23 protein-coding genes are annotated in these 22,066 nt (G+C 65.4%); 10 read left to right on the forward strand and 13 right to left on the reverse strand.

The features are described from left to right. Positions 1–14: 14 nt before the first annotated feature. The 7 genes from SCLO_RS15620 to SCLO_RS15650 all read right to left on the reverse strand — a co-directional run bounded on the left by SCLO_RS15620 (position 15) and on the right by SCLO_RS15650 (position 6,788). The gene (locus SCLO_RS15620; protein ID WP_066521063.1) at positions 15–536 is read right to left on the reverse strand and encodes a DUF2239 family protein; all 522 of its coding nucleotides are present in this window, start codon (positions 534–536) and stop codon (positions 15–17) included. Between the two features lie 230 nt (positions 537–766). Further along, positions 767–1,540: an exodeoxyribonuclease III gene (gene xth / locus SCLO_RS15625; RefSeq protein WP_066521043.1), complete on the reverse strand. Its 774-nt coding sequence runs from the start codon at positions 1,538–1,540 to the stop codon at positions 767–769. 50 nt (positions 1,541–1,590) lie between these two features. Then, a complete protein-coding gene (locus SCLO_RS15630; protein WP_066521035.1) occupies positions 1,591–1,917 on the reverse strand; it encodes a HesB/IscA family protein in 327 nt (108 codons plus the stop codon). Between the two features lie 79 nt (positions 1,918–1,996). Next, positions 1,997–2,725 carry a M23 family metallopeptidase gene (locus SCLO_RS15635; protein ID WP_066521032.1) on the reverse strand — a complete coding sequence of 243 codons (729 nt, stop codon included), beginning with the start codon at positions 2,723–2,725 and terminating at the stop codon, positions 1,997–1,999. Positions 2,726–2,830: 105 nt separating this feature from the next. Then, positions 2,831–3,640, reverse strand: a complete 810-nt coding sequence (locus SCLO_RS15640; protein WP_066521029.1) for a ferritin-like domain-containing protein — start codon at positions 3,638–3,640, stop codon at positions 2,831–2,833. Continuing rightward, positions 3,637–4,098 (reverse strand): thioredoxin-dependent thiol peroxidase, encoded by a 462-nt coding sequence (gene bcp / locus SCLO_RS15645; protein WP_066521060.1) that lies wholly within the window; start codon positions 4,096–4,098, stop codon positions 3,637–3,639. The genes SCLO_RS15640 and bcp overlap by 4 nt, the downstream gene beginning before the upstream one ends. After that, entirely contained in the window at positions 4,098–6,788 is a 2,691-nt protein-coding gene (locus SCLO_RS15650; RefSeq protein WP_066521026.1) for a bifunctional [glutamine synthetase] adenylyltransferase/[glutamine synthetase]-adenylyl-L-tyrosine phosphorylase, read from the reverse strand. The genes bcp and SCLO_RS15650 overlap by 1 nt, the downstream gene beginning before the upstream one ends. Before the next feature lie 89 nt (positions 6,789–6,877). Here SCLO_RS15650 and SCLO_RS15655 point away from each other — a divergent pair, with 89 nt between their 5' ends. Both SCLO_RS15655 and SCLO_RS15660 read left to right on the forward strand, forming a co-directional pair. Then, entirely contained in the window at positions 6,878–7,066 is a 189-nt protein-coding gene (locus tag SCLO_RS15655; RefSeq protein ID WP_231923259.1) for a NepR family anti-sigma factor, read from the forward strand. Positions 7,067–7,150: 84 nt separating this feature from the next. Then, positions 7,151–7,498 carry a hypothetical protein gene (locus tag SCLO_RS15660; RefSeq protein WP_231923260.1) on the forward strand — a complete coding sequence of 116 codons (348 nt, stop codon included), beginning with the start codon at positions 7,151–7,153 and terminating at the stop codon, positions 7,496–7,498. Here SCLO_RS15660 and ypfJ read toward each other — a convergent pair. Then, positions 7,495–8,394, reverse strand: a complete 900-nt coding sequence (gene ypfJ, locus SCLO_RS15665) for a KPN_02809 family neutral zinc metallopeptidase (RefSeq protein WP_066521019.1) — start codon at positions 8,392–8,394, stop codon at positions 7,495–7,497. The two genes, SCLO_RS15660 and ypfJ, sit on opposite strands and share 4 nt — an antisense overlap. A gap of 165 nt (positions 8,395–8,559) precedes the next feature. Here ypfJ and SCLO_RS15670 point away from each other — a divergent pair, with 165 nt between their 5' ends. The 3 genes from SCLO_RS15670 to glmS all read left to right on the forward strand — a co-directional run bounded on the left by SCLO_RS15670 (position 8,560) and on the right by glmS (position 12,521). After that, entirely contained in the window at positions 8,560–9,753 is a 1,194-nt protein-coding gene (locus tag SCLO_RS15670; protein ID WP_066521017.1) for a DUF3734 domain-containing protein, read from the forward strand. Further along, positions 9,750–10,541 carry a 3-hydroxybutyrate dehydrogenase gene (locus SCLO_RS15675; protein ID WP_066521014.1) on the forward strand — a complete coding sequence of 264 codons (792 nt, stop codon included), beginning with the start codon at positions 9,750–9,752 and terminating at the stop codon, positions 10,539–10,541. The genes SCLO_RS15670 and SCLO_RS15675 overlap by 4 nt, the downstream gene beginning before the upstream one ends. A gap of 156 nt (positions 10,542–10,697) precedes the next feature. After that, entirely contained in the window at positions 10,698–12,521 is a 1,824-nt protein-coding gene (gene glmS, locus SCLO_RS15680) for a glutamine--fructose-6-phosphate transaminase (isomerizing) (protein WP_066521012.1), read from the forward strand. Here glmS and SCLO_RS15685 read toward each other — a convergent pair. Next, on the reverse strand, positions 12,508–12,771 hold the full coding sequence (locus SCLO_RS15685; RefSeq protein WP_231923261.1) for a KTSC domain-containing protein: 264 nt from the start codon (positions 12,769–12,771) through the stop codon (positions 12,508–12,510). The genes glmS and SCLO_RS15685 overlap by 14 nt on opposite strands. On the opposite strand from SCLO_RS15685, the gene SCLO_RS15690 reads away from it, so the two are divergent. Next, the gene (locus tag SCLO_RS15690; protein WP_066521011.1) at positions 12,770–13,993 is read left to right on the forward strand and encodes an FAD-dependent oxidoreductase; all 1,224 of its coding nucleotides are present in this window, start codon (positions 12,770–12,772) and stop codon (positions 13,991–13,993) included. The genes SCLO_RS15685 and SCLO_RS15690 overlap by 2 nt on opposite strands. Here SCLO_RS15690 and SCLO_RS15695 read toward each other — a convergent pair. Continuing rightward, entirely contained in the window at positions 13,990–15,603 is a 1,614-nt protein-coding gene (locus tag SCLO_RS15695; RefSeq protein ID WP_066521009.1) for a bifunctional GNAT family N-acetyltransferase/carbon-nitrogen hydrolase family protein, read from the reverse strand. The genes SCLO_RS15690 and SCLO_RS15695 overlap by 4 nt on opposite strands. Before the next feature lie 95 nt (positions 15,604–15,698). Next, positions 15,699–16,919: an NADP-dependent isocitrate dehydrogenase gene (locus SCLO_RS15700; RefSeq protein ID WP_066521006.1), complete on the reverse strand. Its 1,221-nt coding sequence runs from the start codon at positions 16,917–16,919 to the stop codon at positions 15,699–15,701. 173 nt (positions 16,920–17,092) lie between these two features. Here SCLO_RS15700 and SCLO_RS15705 point away from each other — a divergent pair, with 173 nt between their 5' ends. After that, complete coding sequence (locus tag SCLO_RS15705) at positions 17,093–17,827, forward strand: phosphatidylserine decarboxylase (protein ID WP_066521004.1); 735 nt, start codon at positions 17,093–17,095, stop codon at positions 17,825–17,827. Positions 17,828–17,877: 50 nt separating this feature from the next. Beyond that, the gene (locus SCLO_RS15710) at positions 17,878–18,600 is read left to right on the forward strand and encodes a CDP-alcohol phosphatidyltransferase family protein (protein WP_066521056.1); all 723 of its coding nucleotides are present in this window, start codon (positions 17,878–17,880) and stop codon (positions 18,598–18,600) included. A gap of 3 nt (positions 18,601–18,603) precedes the next feature. Here SCLO_RS15710 and SCLO_RS15715 read toward each other — a convergent pair whose 3' ends face one another. Beyond that, positions 18,604–18,831 (reverse strand): hypothetical protein, encoded by a 228-nt coding sequence (locus SCLO_RS15715; protein WP_066521002.1) that lies wholly within the window; start codon positions 18,829–18,831, stop codon positions 18,604–18,606. Between the two features lie 247 nt (positions 18,832–19,078). Between SCLO_RS15715 and rpsB the strand changes: the two genes are divergently transcribed. Together rpsB and tsf are read left to right on the forward strand one after the other, a co-directional pair. Then, positions 19,079–19,837, forward strand: a complete 759-nt coding sequence (gene rpsB / locus SCLO_RS15720) for a 30S ribosomal protein S2 (protein WP_066521000.1) — start codon at positions 19,079–19,081, stop codon at positions 19,835–19,837. Between the two features lie 98 nt (positions 19,838–19,935). Next, entirely contained in the window at positions 19,936–20,865 is a 930-nt protein-coding gene (gene tsf / locus SCLO_RS15725) for a translation elongation factor Ts (protein WP_066520997.1), read from the forward strand. A 92-nt stretch (positions 20,866–20,957) separates the two neighbouring features. On the opposite strand, the gene SCLO_RS15730 is transcribed toward tsf, so the two are convergent. Then, positions 20,958–22,028: an IS630 family transposase gene (locus SCLO_RS15730; RefSeq protein ID WP_066522499.1), complete on the reverse strand. Its 1,071-nt coding sequence runs from the start codon at positions 22,026–22,028 to the stop codon at positions 20,958–20,960. Positions 22,029–22,066: the final 38 nt, after the last annotated feature.

The raw sequence follows: 22,066 nt of genomic DNA on the forward strand, positions 1-22,066 counted from the left end.
CGGGGCGGGGCTGCTCAGGCGCTGAACGCCGCCTCCGCCAGCGCCGCGCCATGGTCGCGGATGGCGCGGGGCCATGAGGCGCATTCGGTTTCGAACGCCTGCCGGTCCCTGGCATAGAGCGCGCGCATCGCCGCCTCATAGCCGGGCCGGTCGCCCGCCATCACGGTGAGGAAATGATAGGCCGCGTCCATGGCGGCGCGGGGCGACGGCCTGTCGACGCCGTCCTTGCGCGCCGTTTCCACCAGCCGCCGCAACGTGGCGGAGGCGCCGCCCGGTTGCGACGCCAGCCAGTCCCAGTGGCGGGGGAGCAGGGTCACTTCGCGCGGCTGCACACCCAGTTTCGGGCGGCCGCGCCCCCTGGGAGGCTCGACGGACGGGCCGCGCAGGTCGATGTCCACCTGCCGTCCGGTAGCATCGTCGAACAGCAGGATGTTCTGCGCGTTCTCGCCCATGGCGTTGAGCGCGGCGCGGATTTCCTCCTCTTCGCCGGTCGCGATCCATGTGTCGCCCGCAAAGGCCGTGAATGTGCGTGTCATGCCGAAAATCTCCTTCGGCACGCTATTTATTATCCGGGTTTAATTGAGTCAATATGATCCGGGTAAAATTATGTGATGGAGCAGGTTGATTAGGAGGTTGTCCCTGAGACCTTAGCTATGCTCCTGCCTTCAGGAGCATGATGCACTTGCTGATCGAAGTCGAAGGGCTCAGCCCGAACGGGGTGAGGGAATGGCAACAACGGGCCGAAAACCGCTATCTCCTCACCCGATCAGCCGCGCAACTCCACCCAGGTCGGGGCGTGGTCGCTGGCTTTTTCCCGGCCGCGGAATTCCTTGTCCACCTGCGCGTCGATCAGGCGATCGGCGGCGGCGGGGCTGAGCAGCAGATGGTCGATGCGGAAACCCGCGTCGCGGGGCCAGGCGTTCATCTGATAGTCCCAATAGGTCCACACGCCTCCGTCGGGATGGCGGCTGAGAATCGCGTCTGTCCATCCGTCGCCCAGCAGGCGGCGATAGGCGGCGCGGCTTTCCGGCTGCATCAGGGCGTCGTCGGCCATGGCCTTCACGGAATAGACGTCGCGGTCGCGGGGAATGACATTATAGTCGCCCGCGAGGATGGCGGGCACTTCCTCCGCCCAGATTTGCGCGGCGCGATCGCGCAGGCGCTTCATCCAGCGCAGCTTATAGTCGAATTTCGGGCCGGGCTGCGGATTGCCGTTGGGCAGGTAGAGGCTGGCGACCCGAACGCCCTTCACATCGGCTTCGATATAGCGGCTATGTTCGTCTTCCGGTTCGCCTTCCAGGCCGCGCCGGACCTCCACGGGTTTTTCCCCGCGCGCGAGGATCGCGACGCCGTTGAACCCCTTCTGACCGTGCCAGATGGCGCCATAGCCCGCGTCCTCGATGTCCTTGGCCGGGAAGGTCTCGTCGGAGGTCTTGATCTCCTGGAGGCAGGCGATGTCGGGCCGCGTTTCGTCCAGCCACTCCAGCAGGCGCGGCAGGCGCGCCTTGATCCCGTTGATGTTGAATGTGGCGATGCGCATGGGCGTGACTCCTCGCCAGCCTCCCTAGAGAGAAGGGACGCGCTTGGCTATCAGATCGAGAAACTGGTGCCGCAGCCGCAACCGGCGGTGGCGTTGGGATTGGTCACCTTGAACGCCGCGCCGCCAAGATCCGATACGAAATCGACCGCCGAACCGCGCACCAGGTCGATGCTGACATCGTCGACGACCAGCGTCACGCCGTCCCGCTCGGCCGTCACGTCGCCGGTCTCCACCATATCGGCGAGGCCGAAGCGATACTGGAAGCCGGAACAGCCGCCGCCTTCCACCGCAAGGCGCAGGATGGCGGGCTTGCCCTGTTTCGCGGCAATGGCGGCCACGCGGGCGGCGGCGGAAGACGTGAGATCGATGTCGGCCATGGGGTGTAGATAGGATCAAGCAAAAGGCCCGGCAAGTCGGGAGACGCCGGGCCTTGGGAAAGGGTCTGCGAAAGCGCGATCAGTCGGCCGCTTTTTCCTGCGCCTTGGTCGGGCCGCCCATGGCGATGGGAGGCTTGGTGTTCATCGCGATCAGATAGTCGGGACCGGCGACGAAGGGGATGGGATTGATGGCCTGTCCGTCGACGCGGACTTCATAATGGAGATGGCTGCCGGTCGAGCGGCCGGTCGAACCCATGAGGCCGATGACCTGGCCGCGCCGCACATAGCTGTTCGCGGCGACCAGCAGCTTCGACATATGGCCGTAGCGGGTTTCCATGCCCTGCCCGTGCGAGATCTGGACGAGATTGCCGTAACCGCTGGCCCAGCCGGACCGGCTGACGATACCGTCGGCGGTCGCATAGATCGGCGTGCCGATCGGACCGGGGATATCGATGCCCTTGTGCATCCGCGCGCGGCTGTTGAACGGATCGGAACGGACGCCGAAATTGGAGGTCAGCGACAGCTTCTCGACGGGACGGCCGGAGGGGATGTAGGCGGTGGACTTGGCATTGCCGTCCATCCGCTCGAGGCTGGCGAAGATGTTGGAGAAACCGACATCCGACGGGCCGAGCGGGCTGGTGTTGATTTCCGATGCGTCGCCATAGGGATCGTCATCGTTCGACGATGCGTGAGCCGGGGCGGCGGCGCACAGCGCGCCTGCGATGCCAGCTCCTCCCAGAAATTTCACTGCCCTGGCGGCAGATTGGAACAAACGCGATCCACGATCATTATTTGAACGAATTGACATGCCGACCCCGACTTTTCCCGGAGGCTTATTTGCCTCTCGGCCCTCTCCGTTTGATTTCAAGCGAACTCAATCACCCCGCGACGGATGCACAGTGCCCATCCCGGCTCATGTTGCAAGCGCGTCATAAAAATCCCGCGTTAAACCGGCTTGCCGCCGCGCCGAGTCGTTGAACGGTGGCTTAACGGGGCCACGAAAATGCCTTTTCACAAGGATTTGGTAATGATGGGCGGGGGATAACCCCATTCCTTCCGTCGTGGCGCAAAACCATTTCGTCCCGGCGGCGACATGGCGAATCTCATCTGTCATGATTCGCCCCAACATGCGCGCCGACGCAGAATCGCCGACGCTTTCGAAGCGTTCGATGGTGGCGGGGGTGATGTCGAGCGCGCGGGCTTCGAGCACCATGGGCACGATCGCGAGCCGGGCGAGGGCGTCGCCCGCCGTTTCGGTCGCCGCCTGCCACAGGCCGTCATGGGCCGGAAGCGCGCCATAGAAGCTGCCCATCTGCCGCAGCCGCCGGTCGAGCAGGGCGAAATGCATCGCTTCTTCCGCGCCAATCCGCATCCAGTCGCTTGTGAAGTCCGTCGGGAACGGCCCGCCGAAGCGGCCGATCAGGTCGAAGGCGAGGTCGATGGCGACGAATTCGATATGGGCGAGGGCATGGAGCATCGCGATCCGCGCGCGCTCAGACCCGATCTTTCCGCGCCGGGGCATTTTGTTGGGCGGGAGCAATTCGGGTGCGTCCGGGCGCGCGGGCCGGTCCGGCATGGGCGTGTCGAAGCGGTGCGTCAGCCTGCCGAGCCGCCATGCCCGCGCCACGGCCCGCGCCGCCATCAGCTTGCCGCGCGGATCGGGCGTCAGCAGCACATGGGCGCAGGCCGCGCCCACGCTGTCGATGGCGGCGGGCAGGATCAAAGCGCCTTCGCGGCCTCCAGCACCTCGGCGGCGTGGCCCTTCACCTTCACCTTGGGCCAGACGCGGGCGATCCTGCCGTCCGCGCCGATCAGGAAGGTGGACCGTTCGATCCCCATATATTTGCGGCCATAGAGCGATTTTTCGACCCATGTGCCGAAGGCTTCGCAGGCCGCGCCCGGCTCATCGGAGGCGAGGGTGACGGTCAGGCCATATTTGTCGGCGAACTTCCTGAGCTTGGCGGGCTTGTCCTTGGAAATGCCCACGATGGGCACGCCGAGCTTGCTGAAATCCGCGCCCAATTCGGTGAAATCCTTCGCCTCGCTGGTGCAGCCGGGCGTGTCCGCCTTGGGATAGAAATAGACGACCGCGGGCTTGCCCCGGTAGCGGGCGAGCGTGAAATCCGCGCCGTCCGCGTCCTTGAGCGCCACGTCGGGCGCGCTGTCGCCTTGTTCCAGCATCATGGCTTCTCCTCATATGGCGCGGCGAGCGCCTCCCATGCGTCGCGGACGCTTTGCCGCGCATGGGCGTAGCTGTCCAGCAGCGCGTCCCAGCTTTCCATGCCGCAGGCGCGCGCGACCAGCGCCCGGCTCGCCTCGCGCGGTTCGGTCGATTGGGGCGAGACGAGCCGCGACACGACCAGATAGCGGGTGATGAGGTCATGCGCGCCGATCAGGTCGCGGGGCAGATGCCCGGCCTCCACCAGTTCCGCGAGCGCCTTGCCCAGATCGGGGTTGAACGCCATGCCGTAGCGGAATTGCGAGATGTGGATCAGGAATTCGAGGTCCACAAGGCCGCCGGGCACCAGCTTCACGTCCATCTCGCCGACGGGGGGTTTATGCTTCGCGATGTCGGTGCGCATCTTCACCGCATGGCGCGCCAGATCGTCGAAATCGCGGGGGCGCTCCAGCGTTTCGGCGAGGATGGCGTTAAGCGCCGCCCGCGCTTGCGGCGACCCGAAGACGGGCCGCGCGCGGGTGAGGGCCAGATGCTCCCAATCCCACGCATCCTCCCGCTGATATTTGGCGAAGCTGTCGAGACTGACCGCCAGCAACCCCTGCGCGCCCGAAGGCCGCAGCCGCGTGTCCACCTCGTAAAGCGGGCCGGCGGCGGTGGCGACGGAAAGGGCGTTGGTGATCCGCTGACCCAGGCGATTGAAATATTGCGTCGCGCCCAGAGGCTTGGGACCGTCCGATTCCGCCATGAAATCGCCGGTGAAAAGATAGACGAGATCGAGGTCCGACGCATGGGTCAGCACGCCGCCGCCCATGCGGCCCAGCGCCAGGATGACCAGTTCGCCGCCCGGCACCTTGCCATGCTGTGCCTCGAACGCCGCGACGGTGGCCGCGCCCAGCGCGTCGATGGCGGCCTCCGCCACGCGGGCATAGCCGCGCCCGACCTCCAGCGGATCGCTGCCCCGCACGATCTGCGCGCCCAGCGCGAAGCGTCGGTCGTTAACACGCTGGCGCACCCGGTCGAGCAGGGTCTGGTAATCCTCGCCCGGTTCCAGATGCGCGAATTGCGCCGCCAATATGGCCGGTGGCGGCGGCGGATCGAAGGCGGTCGAATCGATGAGGCCGTCGAGCAGTTCCGCCCGCCGCCCGAGCGCGTCGGCGAGCGTGGGCGCGTGACTCAATATCTCCGCCAGCAATTCGACGAGGGCGGGGCGCGCGGCCAGCAGCTTGAAGAAGTTGATCGCGCTCGGCAGCCGCCCGATCATGTCGTCCAGCCGGTTGAGCGCCCGGTCCGGGTCCGGCGCCAGCGCCAGCGCGCGCATCAGGCCGGGCAGCAGTTCCTCCAGCGCCTCGCGCGCCGGGGCGCTGCGGAGCGCGCGGACGGTGCCGCCGCGCCAGCGGGTGACGCGGGCGAAGGGCGTTTCGACATCGGCAAAGCCCATTTCGGCAAGTTGCGCCTTCAACCGCTCCTCGTCATGGGACAGGCCCGCATCCTCCTGTTCCGGGGTCAGCCGGTCGTAATTGCGTCCGACCCACTCGACGTCCGGGCGCAGCAGGTCCAGCAGGGCTTCGCCGTTGGCAACGCCATGCAGCCGCGCCACATTGTCGAGCGCATCGGCCTGTTTGGGCAATTCATGGGTCTGGCGGTCCTCCACCATCTGCAACCGATGCTCGATGGTGCGGAAGAGGACATAGGCCTGATCCAGCCGCGCCGAGACTTCCGGATCGAACACGCCCTCCTGCGCCAGCGCCGCCAGCGCCTCCCGCGTGTTGCCGGACCGCAGCGCCGGATTGCGGCCGCCATGGATCAATTGATGCACCTGCGCGAAAAACTCCACCTCGCGGATGCCGCCGCGCCCGCGCTTGAGGTCATAGCCCGGACCGAAAGCCTGTCCCTGCGCATAATGGTCGCGGATGCGGCGCGAAATGTCGGTGATCGCGTCGATGGCCCCGAAATCGAGGCTCCGCCGCCAGACGAAGGGGCGGATCGCCTGCATGAAATAATCGCCCAGCGCGATGTCGCCCGCCGCCGGGCGCGCGCGGATGAAGGCGGCCTGTTCCCACCCCAGCGCGGTCGATTCATAATAGCCGATGGCCGCGTCCACCGGCAGCGCGATGGGCGTGGCTTCAGGCGAGGGACGCAGGCGCAGGTCGACGCGGAAGACATAGCCGTCGCCGTCGCGCGCCGTCAGCAATTCGCTTATCCGCCGCCCGATGCGGACGGCGGCGTCGGCCACATCCTCCCGCTCGCCATGGGGCAGGGTGGCGGGATCGTAGAGCAGGATCGGGTCGATGTCCGACGAGTAGTTCAGTTCCCGGCTGCCATGCTTGCCCAGCGCCAGCACGACGAAGCCGCGCGGCTCCGCATCGGGATAGCGTTCGGCCATGGCGGTGCGGAGCGTTTCCTCCAGCGCTTCGTCGGCGAAGTCGGACAGGGTGCGGGTCACCCGGTCGAGGCCCCATGCGCCCGACAGGTCCGCCGCCGCCGTCACCAGCGCCAATGCGCCGCGCCGCCGCCGCAGCGACCGGGCGATGTTGTCGTCGCCCTCCGCCACGGCGCGCGCCGCCGTCATGGCCGCGTCGAAATCGCCGGTCGCCAGCACTTCCGTCACCGCCGGAAAACGGTCCAGCAGGCGCGCCAGAAAGGGTGAATGCGCCCGGATGCGTGCCTGTGTCTCCGCCCAGTCTGTCACCATTCCGTCTCCCTTGGGCATGGCCTATCGCTTCGCCTTGCGACGAAATCCAGAAACTTTTGCGCACCCTGTCCGTTCTTAACCGCATGGACATGCATCGCAAAACGGCTGGCAGAACGGTGACGGACCTTGACGCAAGGTGCGGCCGGATCGTGACTGTCGCCCCTCCGTCTCCGGGCGAGGGGATCGGCAGGGCCTTGCATTCCGCCTATCGTTCCATCGTGCGGGAAGGTGTTCCGGACGATATGATGGCGCTCCTCGCGAAGCTTGATCGCCGTTAGGGCCGTAAGGCGTTTGGGGCCGCATCGCAGCGCTTTGTTTACCATTTTCCCCTAGCGTCCTGCGTTGCAGCTTTCGCGGGAAAGATGGTCGCATGGTCTATCATGGTCTATAAGGCATTTGCCGCCGCCACGCTGGTTTTGGCGCTTCTGGTCGGGGTGATGGCGGATCGCTTCGTGCCTGTCCGCGCGCCGGAGGGTGTCGCCGCTCCCATGCCCATGCCCATGTCCTTGCCGGTCGCGGAGGTCGCGACCGCCGCCTATGCCGACCCTTCCGAGGAGGATGCCGTGCCGCCGCCGGACATGCCGGCCGAAATGCCCGCTTTCGGACAGCCCATGATCGGCGCGGACACGCCCAGCCTCAGCCCCGGCCATGGCCTGCCCGAAGCCCCCGTTTCATCCATCGAAGCCGTGGAAGCCGAAAACGCGGGTTAAGCGCCCCGGCGGAAGGTGTCGCACTGGGCCGGATCGCCGCTGTCGAGGCCGCGCCGGAGCCATTCCATCCGCTGCGCGCTGCTCCCATGGGTGAAGCTTTCCGGCACCGGCCTTCGCCCGGCCGCCTTTTGCAACGTGTCGTCGCCGATGGACTGGGCCGCCTTCATGCCTTCTTCCAGATCGCCCGCTTCCATGAGGCCGGTGCGCTTGGCCCATATGCCGGCATAGCAGTCCGCCTGCAACTCGACGCGGACCTGCAACGCATTGCCTTCCGCCTCGCTGACGGCGCGCTGGCGCTGGTTCACCTGGCCCAGCGTGCCTTCCAGATCCTGCACATGATGGCCGACCTCATGCGCGATGACATAGGCCTGCGCGAAATCGCCCGGCGCGCCGAAACGGTCGCGCAACTCCGTGAAGAAATCCGTGTCCAGATAGACCTTCTGGTCGTTGGGGCAGTAGAATGGCCCCATCGCGCTCTGCGCCGCGCCGCAGCCCGACGTGCCGCTCTGCTTGTAGAAGGAGAGGATGGTGGGCTTGTAGGTCTGGCCGGATTCCTGGAAGACCTGGCCCCAGACGCGCTCGGTCGATCCCAGCACCTTGAGCGACCAGTGCTGGATGTCGGTCAGCTTGGCGGGATCGCTGCTGGCGGGCGCGCCCTGCTGCTGGGGGGCGATACCGCCACCGCCGCCGCCCAGCAGATTGAGCGGGTTGACCCCCATCACCGCCAGAATGATGAGCACCACGACGATACCGCCGCATCCGAAGCGGCTGCCGATCAGGGGCAGCAGCATGCCGAGCCCGCCGCCCAGTCCACCGCCGCCCAGGCCTCCAAAACCGCCTGAGCGGCCGTCCTGCACCTCGAAATTGGAGCTTTCCCGTTCGTCGTCCAGCCGCATCGCGTCCTCGTTCCCTGTGCGCTTGTTCCTGCCCACGCGCCCCTACGCCTAGTCGATTCGGGGAAGGGTGGGAACTGTCATGAAGGCCGTGAGGGGAAATCCGCTTCGATTCTGACAGGAGATTAAGTTGGAATGCCGCCTGCAAAAACTATATTGCACTGCGACATGGCCGACATCGAACCAGAAACCGCACACTCGCGCCCCCGGCGCCGCGCCGCGCCCCTGCCGCTTCCCCGGCAGGTCGCCTTGCTTTTGCAGGGAGGCGGGGCGCTCGGCTCCTTCCAGGCGGGCGTCTATGAACGGCTCGACGAGCTGGGAATCGACGTGACATGGGTCGCGGGCATCTCCATCGGCGCGGTCAACGCCGCGATCATCGCGGGCAATCCGCCGCATCGCCGGATGAGTCGCCTCAAGAAATTCTGGCGCACCGTGTCGGGGGGGATGCCCAATGTCATCCTGCCGGAAATCGACCATATCCGCGAGTTCGCGCATCTGATGGCGGCGGGCACGGTCGCGGCCTTCGGCGTGCCGGGCATGTTCCGCCCGCGCCTGTGGCCCGCGCCGCTGATGCCCGAGGGGACGGTGGGCGCGATCAGCTTCTATGACAGCGCGCCCTTGAAGGACCTGCTGGATGCCTGCGTCGATTGGGATCTGCTGAACGACGGGCCGGTGCGCCTGTCGGTCGGCGCGGTGGACGTGGAAAGCGGCAATTTCGCCTATTGGGACACGCGCGGCCCCGGCGGCAATTCGACCCGCATCGACGCGCGGCACATCATGGCGTCGGGCGCTCTGCCGCCCGGCCTGCCGCCGGTCGAGATCGACGGGCGCTGGTATTGGGATGGCGGCATCGTGTCCAACACGCCGCTCGCCCATGTGCTCGACCACCAGACGGACGACATGCTGGTGTTTCAGGTGGACCTGTTCCCCGCCGCCGGGCCGATGCCGCGGCAGATGACGGATGTCTATTCCCGCACCAAGGACATCCAATATTCCAGCCGCACCCGGCAGGTCACGGACCAGTATCTGCGCCTGCGCCGGGAACATGGCGCGATTCTCGCCCTGCTCGACAAGCTGCCGCCCGAATTGCGGGACGATCCCGACGCGCAGCGCCTGCGCAGCATGATGGACGGCGGATCGGTCAACATCGTCCACCTCATCTATCGCAGCCGCAACTGGGAAAGCGGGGCGAAGGACTTCGAATTTTCCCGCTCGACCCTGCTCGACCACTGGAGCCAGGGGCGCGAGGCGGTGGAGGAAGTGATGCACAAGGGCGACCTGATCGCCCGCAACATATTGGACGGCAAGAGCGCGACCTTCGACCTCGACGCCCCCGATCACCTCAAGGAGAAAAAGGCATGAGCAAGTCCCTTTCCGGCAAGACCGCCCTGATCACCGGCTCCACTTCGGGCATCGGACTGGCCTATGCCAAGGCGCTGGCGGGCGAGGGCGCGAATGTCGTCATCAACGGCTTTGGCGACGCGGACGCGATCGAGAAGGAACGGCAGGGGCTGGAGGCGCTGTCCGGCGCGAAGGCGATCTATTCCGGCCATGACCTGACCAAGGTCGACCAGATCGAGGCGATGATGAAGGAAGCGGCGGATGCCTTTGGCGGCGTCGACATCCTCATCAACAATGCCGGGATGCAGCATGTCGCGCCGGTCGAGGAGTTTCCGCTCGACAAATGGGATCTCATCATCGCGCTCAATCTCAACAGCGCCTTTCATACGACCCGGCTGGCCCTGCCTTATATGAAGGCGAAGAAATGGGGCCGCGTCATCCAGACCGCGAGCGCGCATTCGCTGGTCGCTTCGCCTTATAAGAGCGCCTATGTGACGGCCAAGCACGGCCTTGCTGGCTTCACCAAGACGGTGGCGCTGGAAACGGCGACCTTCGGCATCACCGCCAACTGCATTTCGCCCGGCTATGTCTGGACACCGCTGGTCGAGAACCAGATTCCCGACACGATGAAGGCGCGGAACATGACGCGCGAGCAGGTGATGAACGACGTTCTCCTCGCGGGTCAGCCGACCAAGCAGTTCGTGACGGTGGATCAGGTCGCGGCCATGGCGCTGTTCCTGTGCAGCGACGCCGCCGCCAACATCACCGGCGCGAATATGAGCGTCGACGGCGGCTGGACCGCGCAATAGGCGGCGGAGTCAGGAAGGCGCTCCTGCCGGTGCGGGAGCGCCTTCCTGACTAGCCCATGAAATCTTCTCCATCCCCCGCCTTCGTTAATGCCTTGGCGAAACGACCCCGCTATAGGGCGATGGACGGGCGCATTTTTTCGCGGGGCTTTCTCATCCATGTGCGGCATTATCGGGATCATCGGCAGGGACGACGTGGCGCAGCGGCTGGTGGATGGCCTCAAGCGGCTGGAATATCGCGGCTATGACAGCGCGGGCGTCGCCACCGTCCATGACGGGATGATCGACCGCCGCCGGGCCGAGGGGAAGCTGGTCAATCTGGTGAAGGAACTGGAGGAGGCGCCGCTTCCCGGCACGACCGGCATCGCGCATACCCGCTGGGCGACGCATGGCGCGCCGACCACCAGCAACGCGCATCCCCATGCGACGAAGGACGTCGCCCTCGTCCACAACGGCATCATCGAGAATTTCAAGCCGCTGCGCGAGGAACTGGAAGCGCGGGGCCGCACCTTCGACAGCCAGACCGACACGGAGGTCGTCGCCCATCTGGTGAGCGAACTGGTGGAGCAGGGGGCGTCCCCCCGAGAGGCCGTGGAAAAGGTCTTGCCCCGTCTGCATGGAGCCTTCGCGCTGGCGATCCTGTTCCGCAGCCATCCCGACATGCTGATCGGCGCGCGGCTGGGGTCGCCGCTGGTTGTGGGTTATGGCGATGGCGAAACCTATCTCGGTTCCGACGCGCTGGCGCTCGCGCCGCTGACGCAGCGCATCGCCTATCTGGAGGAGGGCGACTGGGTCATCGTGACGAAGGACGGCGCGGAGATTTTCGACAAGGACAATGTTCCGGTCGAGCGTCCCGTCACCATCTCCGGCGTGACGGGCGAGCTTATCTCCAAGGGCAATCATCGCCATTATATGCTCAAGGAGATTTACGAGCAGCCGGTGGTCGTGGCCCAGACGCTGAAATCCTATCTCCAACGGATGGAGGATCGGGTTTCGCTGCCGGTCCCCGATTTCGACCTGAGCGCCATCCGCCGCGTCACCATCGTCGCGTGCGGCACCAGCTTCTATGCGGGCATGGTCGCGAAATACTGGTTCGAGCAATTCGCCCGCGTTCCCGTCGACATCGACGTGGCGAGCGAGTTCCGTTATCGCGCGCCGGTGATGGAGGATGAGGGGCTGATGATCGTCATCAGCCAGTCGGGTGAGACGGCCGACACGCTCGCGGCGCTGCGCCATGCCCGTGTCGAAGGGCAGAAGATCGCCGCTGTCGTCAACGTGCCCACCAGTTCCATGGCGCGGGAGGCGGACCTGCTGCTCCCGACCCACGCCGGGCCGGAGATCGGCGTTGCCTCGACCAAGGCTTTCACCTGCCAGTTGGCGGTTCTGGCCGCCTTCGCCGCCAATCTCGCCCGCGCCAAGGGGCGGCTGGACGAGAAGGCGGAGAAGGAACTGGTCCGCCACCTCGCCGAAGCGCCTGCCGCGCTCAATGCCGCGCTGGCCTATGACGAATCCATCGAGTCGATGGCGCATCTGGTCGCCGGGGCGCGGGACGTGCTCTATCTGGGGCGCGGGCCGGATTATCCGCTGGCGCTGGAAGGGGCGCTCAAGCTCAAGGAAATCAGTTATATCCACGCCGAAGGCTATGCCGCGGGCGAGATGAAGCATGGTCCTATCGCGCTGATCGACGATCAGGTGCCGGTGATCGTCCTCGCGCCTAGCGGGCCGCTGTTCGAGAAGACCGTCAGCAATATGCAGGAAGTGCAGGCGCGGGGCGGCAAGGTGGTGCTGATTTCCGACTATGATGGCGTGGCGGCGGCGGGCGAGGGGTGCATCGCGACGATCACCATGCCCAAGGTCCATCCGCTCATCGCGCCGATGGTCTATGCCGTGCCGGTGCAGTTGCTCGCCTATCATGTGGCGGTGGCGAAGGGCACGGACGTCGATCAGCCGCGCAACCTTGCCAAGTCCGTCACGGTGGAGTGATCCGGCCCTGCCGCGCGAAGCGGTATCGGTCCCGGATCATGCTGTTGAAATAGCGTCCTTTTGAGGGTGCCGTGGCCAATCCTTCCGCAATATCGGCGGGCACGTCGAAATAGCTGTAGCGCTTGCCGCCGACGAACTGAACGTCCAGCCGCTGTTCGTCGGCATGATAGGCGAAGCGATGAATGGCGGTCGAGGGCATGTCCGCTATAATGCCCCGCGCACAGCGATGTTTCGCGAAGGAGAGTGCCATGGCCCATCGATTGGCGATCGTCGGGGGCGGCCCCGCAGGCATGATGGCGGGCCTGCTCTTCGCGCGGGCGGGCGTGCCGGTCACGGTGCTGGAGAAACATGGAGATTTCCTGCGCGATTTCCGTGGAGATACGGTCCATCCCTCCACGCTGGAGCTGTTCCGCGAATTGGGGTTGCGCGACCGGCTGCTGCAACGGCCGCATGACGAGGTCAGCGAGATCGGCGCGCGGATTGCCGGGCGGCATGTGCGGATCGCCGATTTCCGGCGCTTGCCGGTGGACAGCCAGTTCATCGCGATGATGCCGCAATGGGATTTCCTGGATTTCGTAGCGGGGGAAGCGGCGCGCTATCCGGATTTTGCGTTGCGGATGAACGCGGAGGCCACGGGGTTGAGTCATGATGCGGCCGGGCGGGTGAACGGGGTTGTGCTGGCGGATGGCGAAATGATCGCGGCCGATTATGTCATTGCTGCCGATGGACGCCGGTCCGTTCTGCGCGACGCGGCGGCTTTGCCTCTCCGGAATATCGGCGCGCCGATCGACATTTTCTGGTTCCGCCTGCCGAAAAGGGCGACAGGCGACAACCGCACCATGGGCGTGTTCGAGGCGGGGCGGCTGCTCGTCCAGATCGACCGGGGCGATTATTGGCAATGCGCCTATGTCTTCGCCAAGGGCGAGGCCGATGCAGTGCGGGCACGGGGGCTGGCTGCATTCCGCGCGGAGATTGCGGGGCTGGTTCCCGATTTGGGGGGAGCAGCGGACGAACTGACCGATTGGGATCAGGTGAAGCTGCTGTCGGTGTCGCTGGATCGGCTGACGCGCTGGCATCGGCCCGGCCTGCTGGCGATCGGCGATGCGGCCCACGCCATGTCGCCGGTGGGCGGCGTCGGCATCAACCTTGCCGTGCAGGATGCCGTGGCGGCGGCGAACCTGATGGCGCGGACCATGGCGGAGGGCGGCGATGTGGACGCCCTCGCCCCCAAGGTCCAGAAGCGCCGGATGCTGCCCACGCGGATCGTCCAGCGGATGCAGAAGCTGGCACATGACCGGGTGATCGGCGCGGTGCTGGACCCGCAGGCGCGGATCGATCGGCCGCCCATGCTGGTGACGCTGCTGGACCGCCATGCGGTCTTGAGGGGAATACCGGCGCGGCTGATCGGATTGGGCGTCCGGCGCGAGCATATCCGTTCGCCCGATGCGGGGAAGCGGGATCGGTCGCGTTAACCGCCGCCCGGTGCGTTGTGGCCGCCTGCCGGGACGGGGCCGCCGCTCGGCGCGTGGGCGTGGTCGGGATTGCTGTCCCAGTCGATATGATAGAGGTCGAACCGCCGGTCGCGCAGGTTGCGCACGGTGCCCTCCGCCCGCGCCCAGCTGAGGTCGGCGAGGTTCACGTCCGCCATCGTCAGCGTCTCGACATTCTCGGTCGATTCCGCCGCGATCCCGTCCCGCGCGAAGGGCAGGTCGCAGGGCGTCAAAATGGCGCTCTGGGCATATTGGATGTCCATATTGTCGACATTGGGCAGGTTGCCGACATTGCCCGACATGACGACATAGCATTGGTTCTCGATGGCGCGGGCCTGCGCGCAATAGCGCACGCGCATATAGCCCAGCCGGCTGTCGGTGCAGAAGGGGACGAAGATGATCCGCGCGCCCTGATCCACCAGCCGCCGCGCCAGTTCGGGGAACTCGCTGTCGTAGCAGATGAGGACGCCGATGGGGCCGCAGTCGGTCTGGATCACGTCCAGCGAATCCCCGCCCTTGATGTTCCACCAGAAGGCTTCGTTGGGCGTCGGGTGGATTTTCTCCTGCCGGTGCAATGATCCGTCGCGTAGGGCGACATAGGCGATGTTCTGGATATCTCCATCCTCCGCGCGCGTGGGATGCGAGCCGCCGATGATGTTGATATTATATTCCAGCGCCATCCGCTCCAGTTCCTTGGTCAGGCACGGGGTGTAGCCGGTCAGCTTGTCGATGGCCTCGATGGGGGAGAGCTTCTTCGTCTCATAGGACAGCAGCGGCAGGGTGAAGAGTTCGGGGAAGACGATGAAGTCGGAGCGGTAATCCGCCGCCACGTCCACGAAATATTCGATGTTGCGGATGAATTCGTCGAAATCCTTCACCGCGCGCGCCTGTAGCTGGCAGGTGGCGAGGCGGACGCCTTCCACGCCGCGCGGCACCCGCATTTCGGGTGCTTCGTCGGGGTCCACATAGGGATTGCGCCAGACCAGATGCGCGGCGTGGCCCGCCGACTGCTTGTCTTCGGGCAGATAGTTTTCGAGAACGCCCAGCGGTTCGAACTGGTTCTTGAGCTGGAAGCTAATGACCTGATCGCGCAGCTTTCCGGTGACGACCTTGTCCAGATAATCCGCCGGACCCTCCACCCGCCGCCGCGCACGGGCATAGCCGGGCATCCGTCCGGCGATGACGATGCCGTGCAGGTCCAACTCCTCGGCCAGTTCCTTGCGCTCGTCATAGAGGCGCTGGCCGATGCGGAGGCCGCGCAGCTTGGGATCGACCGCCATCTCATAGCCATAGAGCCACTCGCCCGCCGCGCTGTGCCGCGTGCCGAAGCCGTTGGCGGTGATCTCCTCCCAGTCATGCTTGGCGAAGGCCATGCCCTTGCTGACCCGCATGGTCGCGCAATAGCCCACGACCTTGCTGTCATAGAGCGCGACGAAGCAGCCTTTTGGAAAATTGTTGATCTGGCCCCGCAGCGTCGCCAGCGAATAGTTGGGAAGGCCGGGATAGACGCGGGCGATCAGCCGCTGGATGCCGCGCACATCGGAAGGGACGGCGGCACGGACCTCAAGGCGCTTGCGGGCTGTTTTGGTCATGTCGTCGTTCCTTCGCTTTGGCGGTCATGGAAAAGGCGGCACTGGAGTCCAGCGCCGCCTCGTTCCGTTTCCGTATTGAAAGCCTGAAAGGGCGATCAGTTCCACTTGCCCATTTCGGCTTCGAGGTTGACGCGGATCTGTTCGAAGAACTGCTCCGTCGTCATCCATGCCTGATCCGGGCCGATGAGGAGGGCGAGATCCTTGGTCATCGCGCCGTCCTCTACGGTCTTGACGCAGACCTTCTCCAGCGTCTCGGCGAAGCGGGTGACTTCGGGCGTCTCGTCGAACTTGCCGCGATAGCTGAGGCCCTGGGTCCAGGCAAAGATCGAGGCGATCGGGTTGGTGGAGGTCGCCTTGCCCTGCTGGTGCTGGCGATAATGGCGGGTGACGGTGCCGTGCGCGGCTTCGGCCTCGACGGTCTTGCCATCGGGCGAGAGCAGTACGGAGGTCATGAGACCGAGCGAGCCGAAGCCCTGCGCCACGGTGTCGGACTGCACGTCGCCGTCATAATTCTTGCAGGCCCAGACGAACTTGCCGCTCCACTTGAGGGCGGAGGCGACCATGTCGTCGATCAGGCGATGTTCGTAGCTGATGCCCTTCGCCTTGAACTGGTCGGCGAATTCGGCGTCGAACACGTCCTGGAACAGATCCTTGAAACGGCCGTCATAGGCCTTGAGGATGGTGTTCTTGGTCGACAGGTACAGCGGCCAGCCGCGGCCCAGCGCATAGTTCATGCTGGCGCGGGCGAAATCGCGGATCGAATCGTCGAGATTGTACATGCCCATGGCGACGCCGGAGCCGGGGAAGTCGAACACGTCCTTCTCGATCTTCTCGCCATTGGCGCCGTCCCATACCATACGCAGCTTGCCGGGGCCGGGGATGAGGAAGTCGGTGGCGCGATACTGGTCGCCAAACGCATGGCGGCCGATCACGATGGGATCGGTCCAGCCCGGCACCAGGCGGGGCACGTTGCGGATCACGATGGGTTCGCGGAAGACGACGCCGCCCAGGATGTTGCGGATCGTGCCGTTGGGCGACTTCCACATCTGCTTGAGGTTGAATTCCTCGACGCGCGCTTCGTCGGGGGTGATGGTGGCGCACTTCACGCCGACGCCATATTCCTGGATCGCATTGGCGGAATCGATGGTGATCTGGTCGTTCGTCTCGTCGCGCTTCTCGACGGAGAGGTCGTAATATTTGAGGTCCACGTCGAGATAGGGAAGGATCAGGCGCTCGCGAATCCATTGCCAGATGATCCGCGTCATCTCATCGCCGTCGATCTCCACGACCGGGTTCTTGACCTTGATCTTCGCCATGCGCCTGTTTCGCTTTCTTCGCTTCGGGTGGAAATTGGGACTCGCCCTAGGGAAAGCGGCGGCAATGTTCAACCCGCCCCATCGCCCTTGCGAGGCGCGATCAATGGCGCGCCGGATCGTTCGCGCGCCATAGGACGTTGTCACTGTCCCACTCTCTCCCTAAAGACAGCCTCATGGAAAATGACGAACTGACGGTCGCGCTGGGCGGCAATGTGAAATGGCGCTTCCCATCGGTGCATCCCGAGGGCATGAAATTCGGGCTGATCGCGGTGGCGATCACCGTCGTGCTGTTCCTGCTGGGCTGGGAAATCGCGGGCTGGCTGATGGTGCTGGTCACCATCTGGGTGTTCGCCTTCTTCCGCGATCCCGTGCGCGCCGTGCCGCAGGACGAGAACGCCATCGTCGCGCCCGCCGACGGTCTCGTCACGCTGATCCAGCGGGTGCCGCCGCCGCGCGAGATGGCGGGGGCGGAAGGGCTGGGCGACCAGCCGATGATCCGCGTGTCGATCTTCATGAGCGTGTTCGACGTGCACATCAACCGCACCCCTATCGGCGGGACGGTGAAGTCGGTCGTCTATATCTCCGGGAAATTCCTGAACGCCGACCTCGACAAGGCGAGCGAGGATAATGAGCGCCAGCACATACTGGTCGAGCGGCATGACGGGCTGCGCGTCGGCTTCACGCAGATCGCGGGGCTGGTGGCGCGGCGGATCGTGCCCTTCGTGAAGCCGGGCGACATGGTGGCGGCCGGGCAGCGCATCGGCCTCATCCGCTTCGGCAGCCGGGTCGATGTCTATCTGCCGGCCGGGACCGCGCCGCGCGTGGTGCTGGGCCAGCGGACGGTGGCGGGCGAGACGATCCTCGGCCAGATCGGCGACAGGCGCGTCATAAAGGGCATTCAACAGTGAGGCAGCGGCGCGCCATCCCGCGCGGATTGCGGCGGGGGATCACCCTGCGGATGGTCGCGCCCAACGCCGTCACGGCCATGGCGCTGTGCTTCGGCCTCACCGGCGTTCGCTACGGCATTTCGGGCGAATGGGAGCGGGCGGTGCTCTCCATCCTGTTCGCGGGCGTGCTGGACGGCCTGGACGGAAGGATCGCGCGGCTGCTGCGGGGAGAGAGCCGGTTCGGGGCGGAACTGGATTCGCTCTCCGACTCCATCGCCTTCGGGGTCGCGCCCGCGCTGATCCTCTATCTCTGGTCGTTGCATGCCATGCCGAAATTCGGCTGGATCTTCGCGCTCGCCCATGCGCTGTCCTGCGCGCTGCGGCTGGCGCGGTTCAACGCCAATATCGACGCGGACGAACAGCCGCACAAGTCGGCGGGTTTCCTCACGGGGGTTCCCGCGCCTGCGGGGGCGGGCATCGCCTTCATTCCCATGTATCTGTGGCTGGTGACGGGGGAACCGATCTTCCGGGAATGGTATGTGGTCGCGCCCTGGGCGGCCTTCACCGCCTTCCTGATGATTTCCAGCATCGCCACCTACAGCTGGTCGGCCCTGCGGCTGCGCAAGCGAATCAGATTGGAGGCGATCGCGCTGGCGGGCCTGCTCGCCGCCCTGCTGATCACCGATCCATGGCTGACGCTGCTGGTCCTCAGTATCGGCTATGTGCTGACCATTCCCTTCGGCATCGTCTCCTATGCCCGGATCAGGCGCCAGCAATCGGGCGTGGCTTCCTGAGCTTCACCCGGCCAAGGCGGGGACGGCGAGAAGGGAAGCGGGCCGCCGAAGCCCCGCCGAAACGCGGCGGCGGCTGATCCGAAGGCGATAGACCGGCACTTCCTGCGGGATCGGCTCGAACAGGAGGGCCGCGATCATCTTGTCGCGATAGAGCGCGAACATGCCGACGATGGTGACGGCCGCCAGCAGGAAGGACGCGAAGAAAACCACTGCCGCGATGAGGGTGAACATAGGACGCTCACTTTCTGTCTTGCCATTTGCATGGCTTGTTCCATCATGAGGGGACAAATGGCCCGAAATGGCCTTTTGTTCCGCATGTTCACCATATGTTCCAATTCGCGCGGCGCGTCAAGCCCTCTTGCGTCCGCGCGCGCGGGCCGGTAAAGGGCCGCCCATTCCACATGGGAATCGCACATATCCGGTGCTGGGGCTTCCCGGTTCCTGATTCCCAGAGGCATCAACCGGAAGGAGAAAAATTATGGCGGCTCCCGTCGTCACCATGAATCAGTTGATCGAGGCCGGCGCTCACTTCGGCCACCAGACCCACCGCTGGAACCCGCGCATGAAGCCGTATATCTTCGGCGAGCGCAACGGCATCCACATCCTCGACCTGTCGCAGACCGTGCCGCTTTTCGCGCGCGCGCTCGATTTCGTGTCGGCGTCGGTCGCCGCGGGCGGCAAGGTGCTGTTCGTCGGCACCAAGCGCCAGGCGCAGGACCCCATCGCCGAAGCGGCGCGCAAGTCGGGCCAGCATTTCGTCAACCATCGCTGGCTGGGCGGCATGCTCACCAACTGGAAGACCATCTCGGGTTCGATCAAGCGTCTGAAGACCCTGGAAGAGAAGCTGTCGGGCGACACCCACGGCTTCACCAAGAAGGAAGTCCTCCAGATGACCCGCGAGCGCGAGAAGCTGGAGCTTTCGCTGGGCGGCATCCGCGACATGAACGGCATTCCCGACGTCATGTTCGTGATCGACGCCAACAAGGAAGAACTGGCGATCAAGGAAGCCAACACGCTGGGCATCCCGGTCGTGGCGATCCTCGATTCGAACGTCTCGCCCGACGGCATCGCCTTCCCGGTTCCGGCGAATGACGACGCCAGCCGCGCGATCCGCCTTTACTGCGACGCCGTCGCCGCCGCCGCGACCAAGGGCAACCGCGGCGCGCAGGAAGCCGCCGGCATCGACATGGGCGCGCTGGACGAGCCGGAGGCCGAAGAGGTCGCCGCTCAGGCCTGATCCGCGGTCTTCGAACTGCAAAGTTGACAGGCTAGGGCGCGCTCCACCGGAACGCGCCCTGCCGCTTATTGGAACCATTTGACATTAGGAGCCGAAACATGGCCGAGATTACCGCTGCCGCCGTCAAGGAACTGCGCGACCGTTCGGGCGCGGGCATGATGGATTGCAAGAAAGCGCTCGCCGAAGCCAATGGCGACATGGAAGCCGCCGTCGACTGGCTGCGCGCCAAGGGCCTTGCCGCCGCGCAGAAGAAGTCGAGCCGCACCGCCGCCGAAGGCCTGGTGGGCGTCGCCGTCGCGGGCACCAAGGGCGTGGCCGTCGAAGTGAACAGCGAAACCGACTTCGTCGCCAAGAACGATCAGTTCCAGGATTTCGTCCGCACCGTCGCTGAAATCGCGCTGAAGAGCGGCGCGGCCGATGCCGAGGCGCTGTCGGCGCAGGCGCACCCCGCCGGTGGCACCGTCGCGGAGAAGCTGGTCGCTAACATCGCCACCATCGGCGAGAACCAGACGCTGCGCCGCGTCGCCCAGCTCGAAGTGAGCCAGGGAGTCGTCGTGTCCTATGTCCACAACGCCGCTGCGCCGGGCCTGGGCAAGATCGGCGTGCTGGTCGCGCTGGAGGGCGATGCGCCCGTCGACGTTCTGGAGCCTCTGGGCAAGCAGATCGCGATGCACATCGCCGCCGCCTTCCCGCTGGCGTTGTCGGCTGCCGACATCGACCCGGCCCTGCTGGAGCGTGAACGCGCCATCGCCGCTGAAAAGGCCGCCGAATCGGGCAAGCCCGCCGAAATCGTCGCCAAGATGGTCGACGGCGCGGTCGCGAAATATGCCAAGGAAAACGCTCTGCTGTCGCAGCTTTTCGTGATGGATAACAAGACACCCGTCGCCGATGTCGTCGCCAAGGCGGCGAAGGACGCGGGCAAGTCGATCACGCTCAAAAGCTATGTCCGCTTCCAGCTCGGCGAAGGCATCGAGAAGGAAACGAGCGACTTCGCGGCCGAGGTGGCCGCGGCCGCTGGCGTCGCCTGATCGCTGGACCTGATCTGACAGGCCGTTCCGTTCGGGCGACATCGGGAGGCCCCGCTTCTCGACAAGTCCGCAGGGGAAGCTAGTGCACTGACTCAGTCGGTTGGTACAGGCAGCCGCCTGAGTTTGGCGAGAATGGTCTCGGCCGGCTTGGTCCAGACGAAGGGCTTAGGGTCGGCGTTCTGCTTTCGGATGTAAGCGCTAATGGTGTCCTGGAGGTCGACGACGGAGGTGAAGACGCCGCGCCGGATGACCCTTCGGGTGAGCGCCGAGAAGAAGTTCTCGACGGCGTTGAGCCATGAGCCCGAGGTCGGGGTGAAATGGAACACCCAGCGTGGATGATCGGCGAGCCACTCCAGGACCTTCGGATGCTTGTGGGTGGCGTAGTTGTCGAGGACGGCGTGGATCACCTTGCCGGCAGGAACGGCGCGCTCGACGGCGTTGAGGAACTTGATGAACTCCTGGTGCCTGTGCTTGGGCATGCAGCGACCGACGACTGTGCCGTGGAGGACGTCGAGCGCGGCGAACAGGGTGGTCGTGCCATTGCGTTTGTAGTCGTGCGTCATTGTTCCGCATTTGCCCGGCTTCAACGGCAGACCGGGTTGGGTTCGGTCGAGGGCCTGGATCTGGCTCTTCTCGTCGATCGAGATGACGACGGCGTGAGCCGGCGGGGCCATGTAGAGACCGACGATGTCTTCGACCTTGGCGGCGAAGGCGGGGTCGCTCGATCTCTTGAAGGTTCGCAGACGGTGGGGTTGGAGGTGATGGACCTGCCAGATGCGCTGGACGGTTCGGAGCGAGACGCCGAAGGCTTTGGCCATTGCGCGGCCGGTCCAATGGGTCACGGCACCGGGCGGTTCGGAGCAGGTCAACGCAACGATCCGTGCGACGACGGGCGCGGCGATCGGCGCCGTACCGGGCTTGCGCGTCTTGTCGCGGAGAAGACCATCGACGCCTTCCTCAGCGAAGCGCTGTTGCCAGCGCCAGACCGCAGGTCGGCTGACGCCGGCGCGGCGGGCCACTTCGAGCACCGGCAAGCGGTCGCTGGAGAGCAGCACGATCCTGGCGCGCAGCACATGCTTGAGCGGGCAGTTGCGGTCGCCGACGATTTGTTCAAGCCGAGCACGGTCGGCGGCGTTCAAGAGGATGTTGACGGTCTGGGCCATGACGGGAGAGTCGCATGTCCTAGACGATTTGTGAATCT

Origin of the sequence: Sphingobium cloacae, from assembly GCF_002355855.1 — a bacterium.
In the GTDB taxonomy this organism is placed as follows: domain Bacteria; phylum Pseudomonadota; class Alphaproteobacteria; order Sphingomonadales; family Sphingomonadaceae; genus Sphingobium; species Sphingobium cloacae.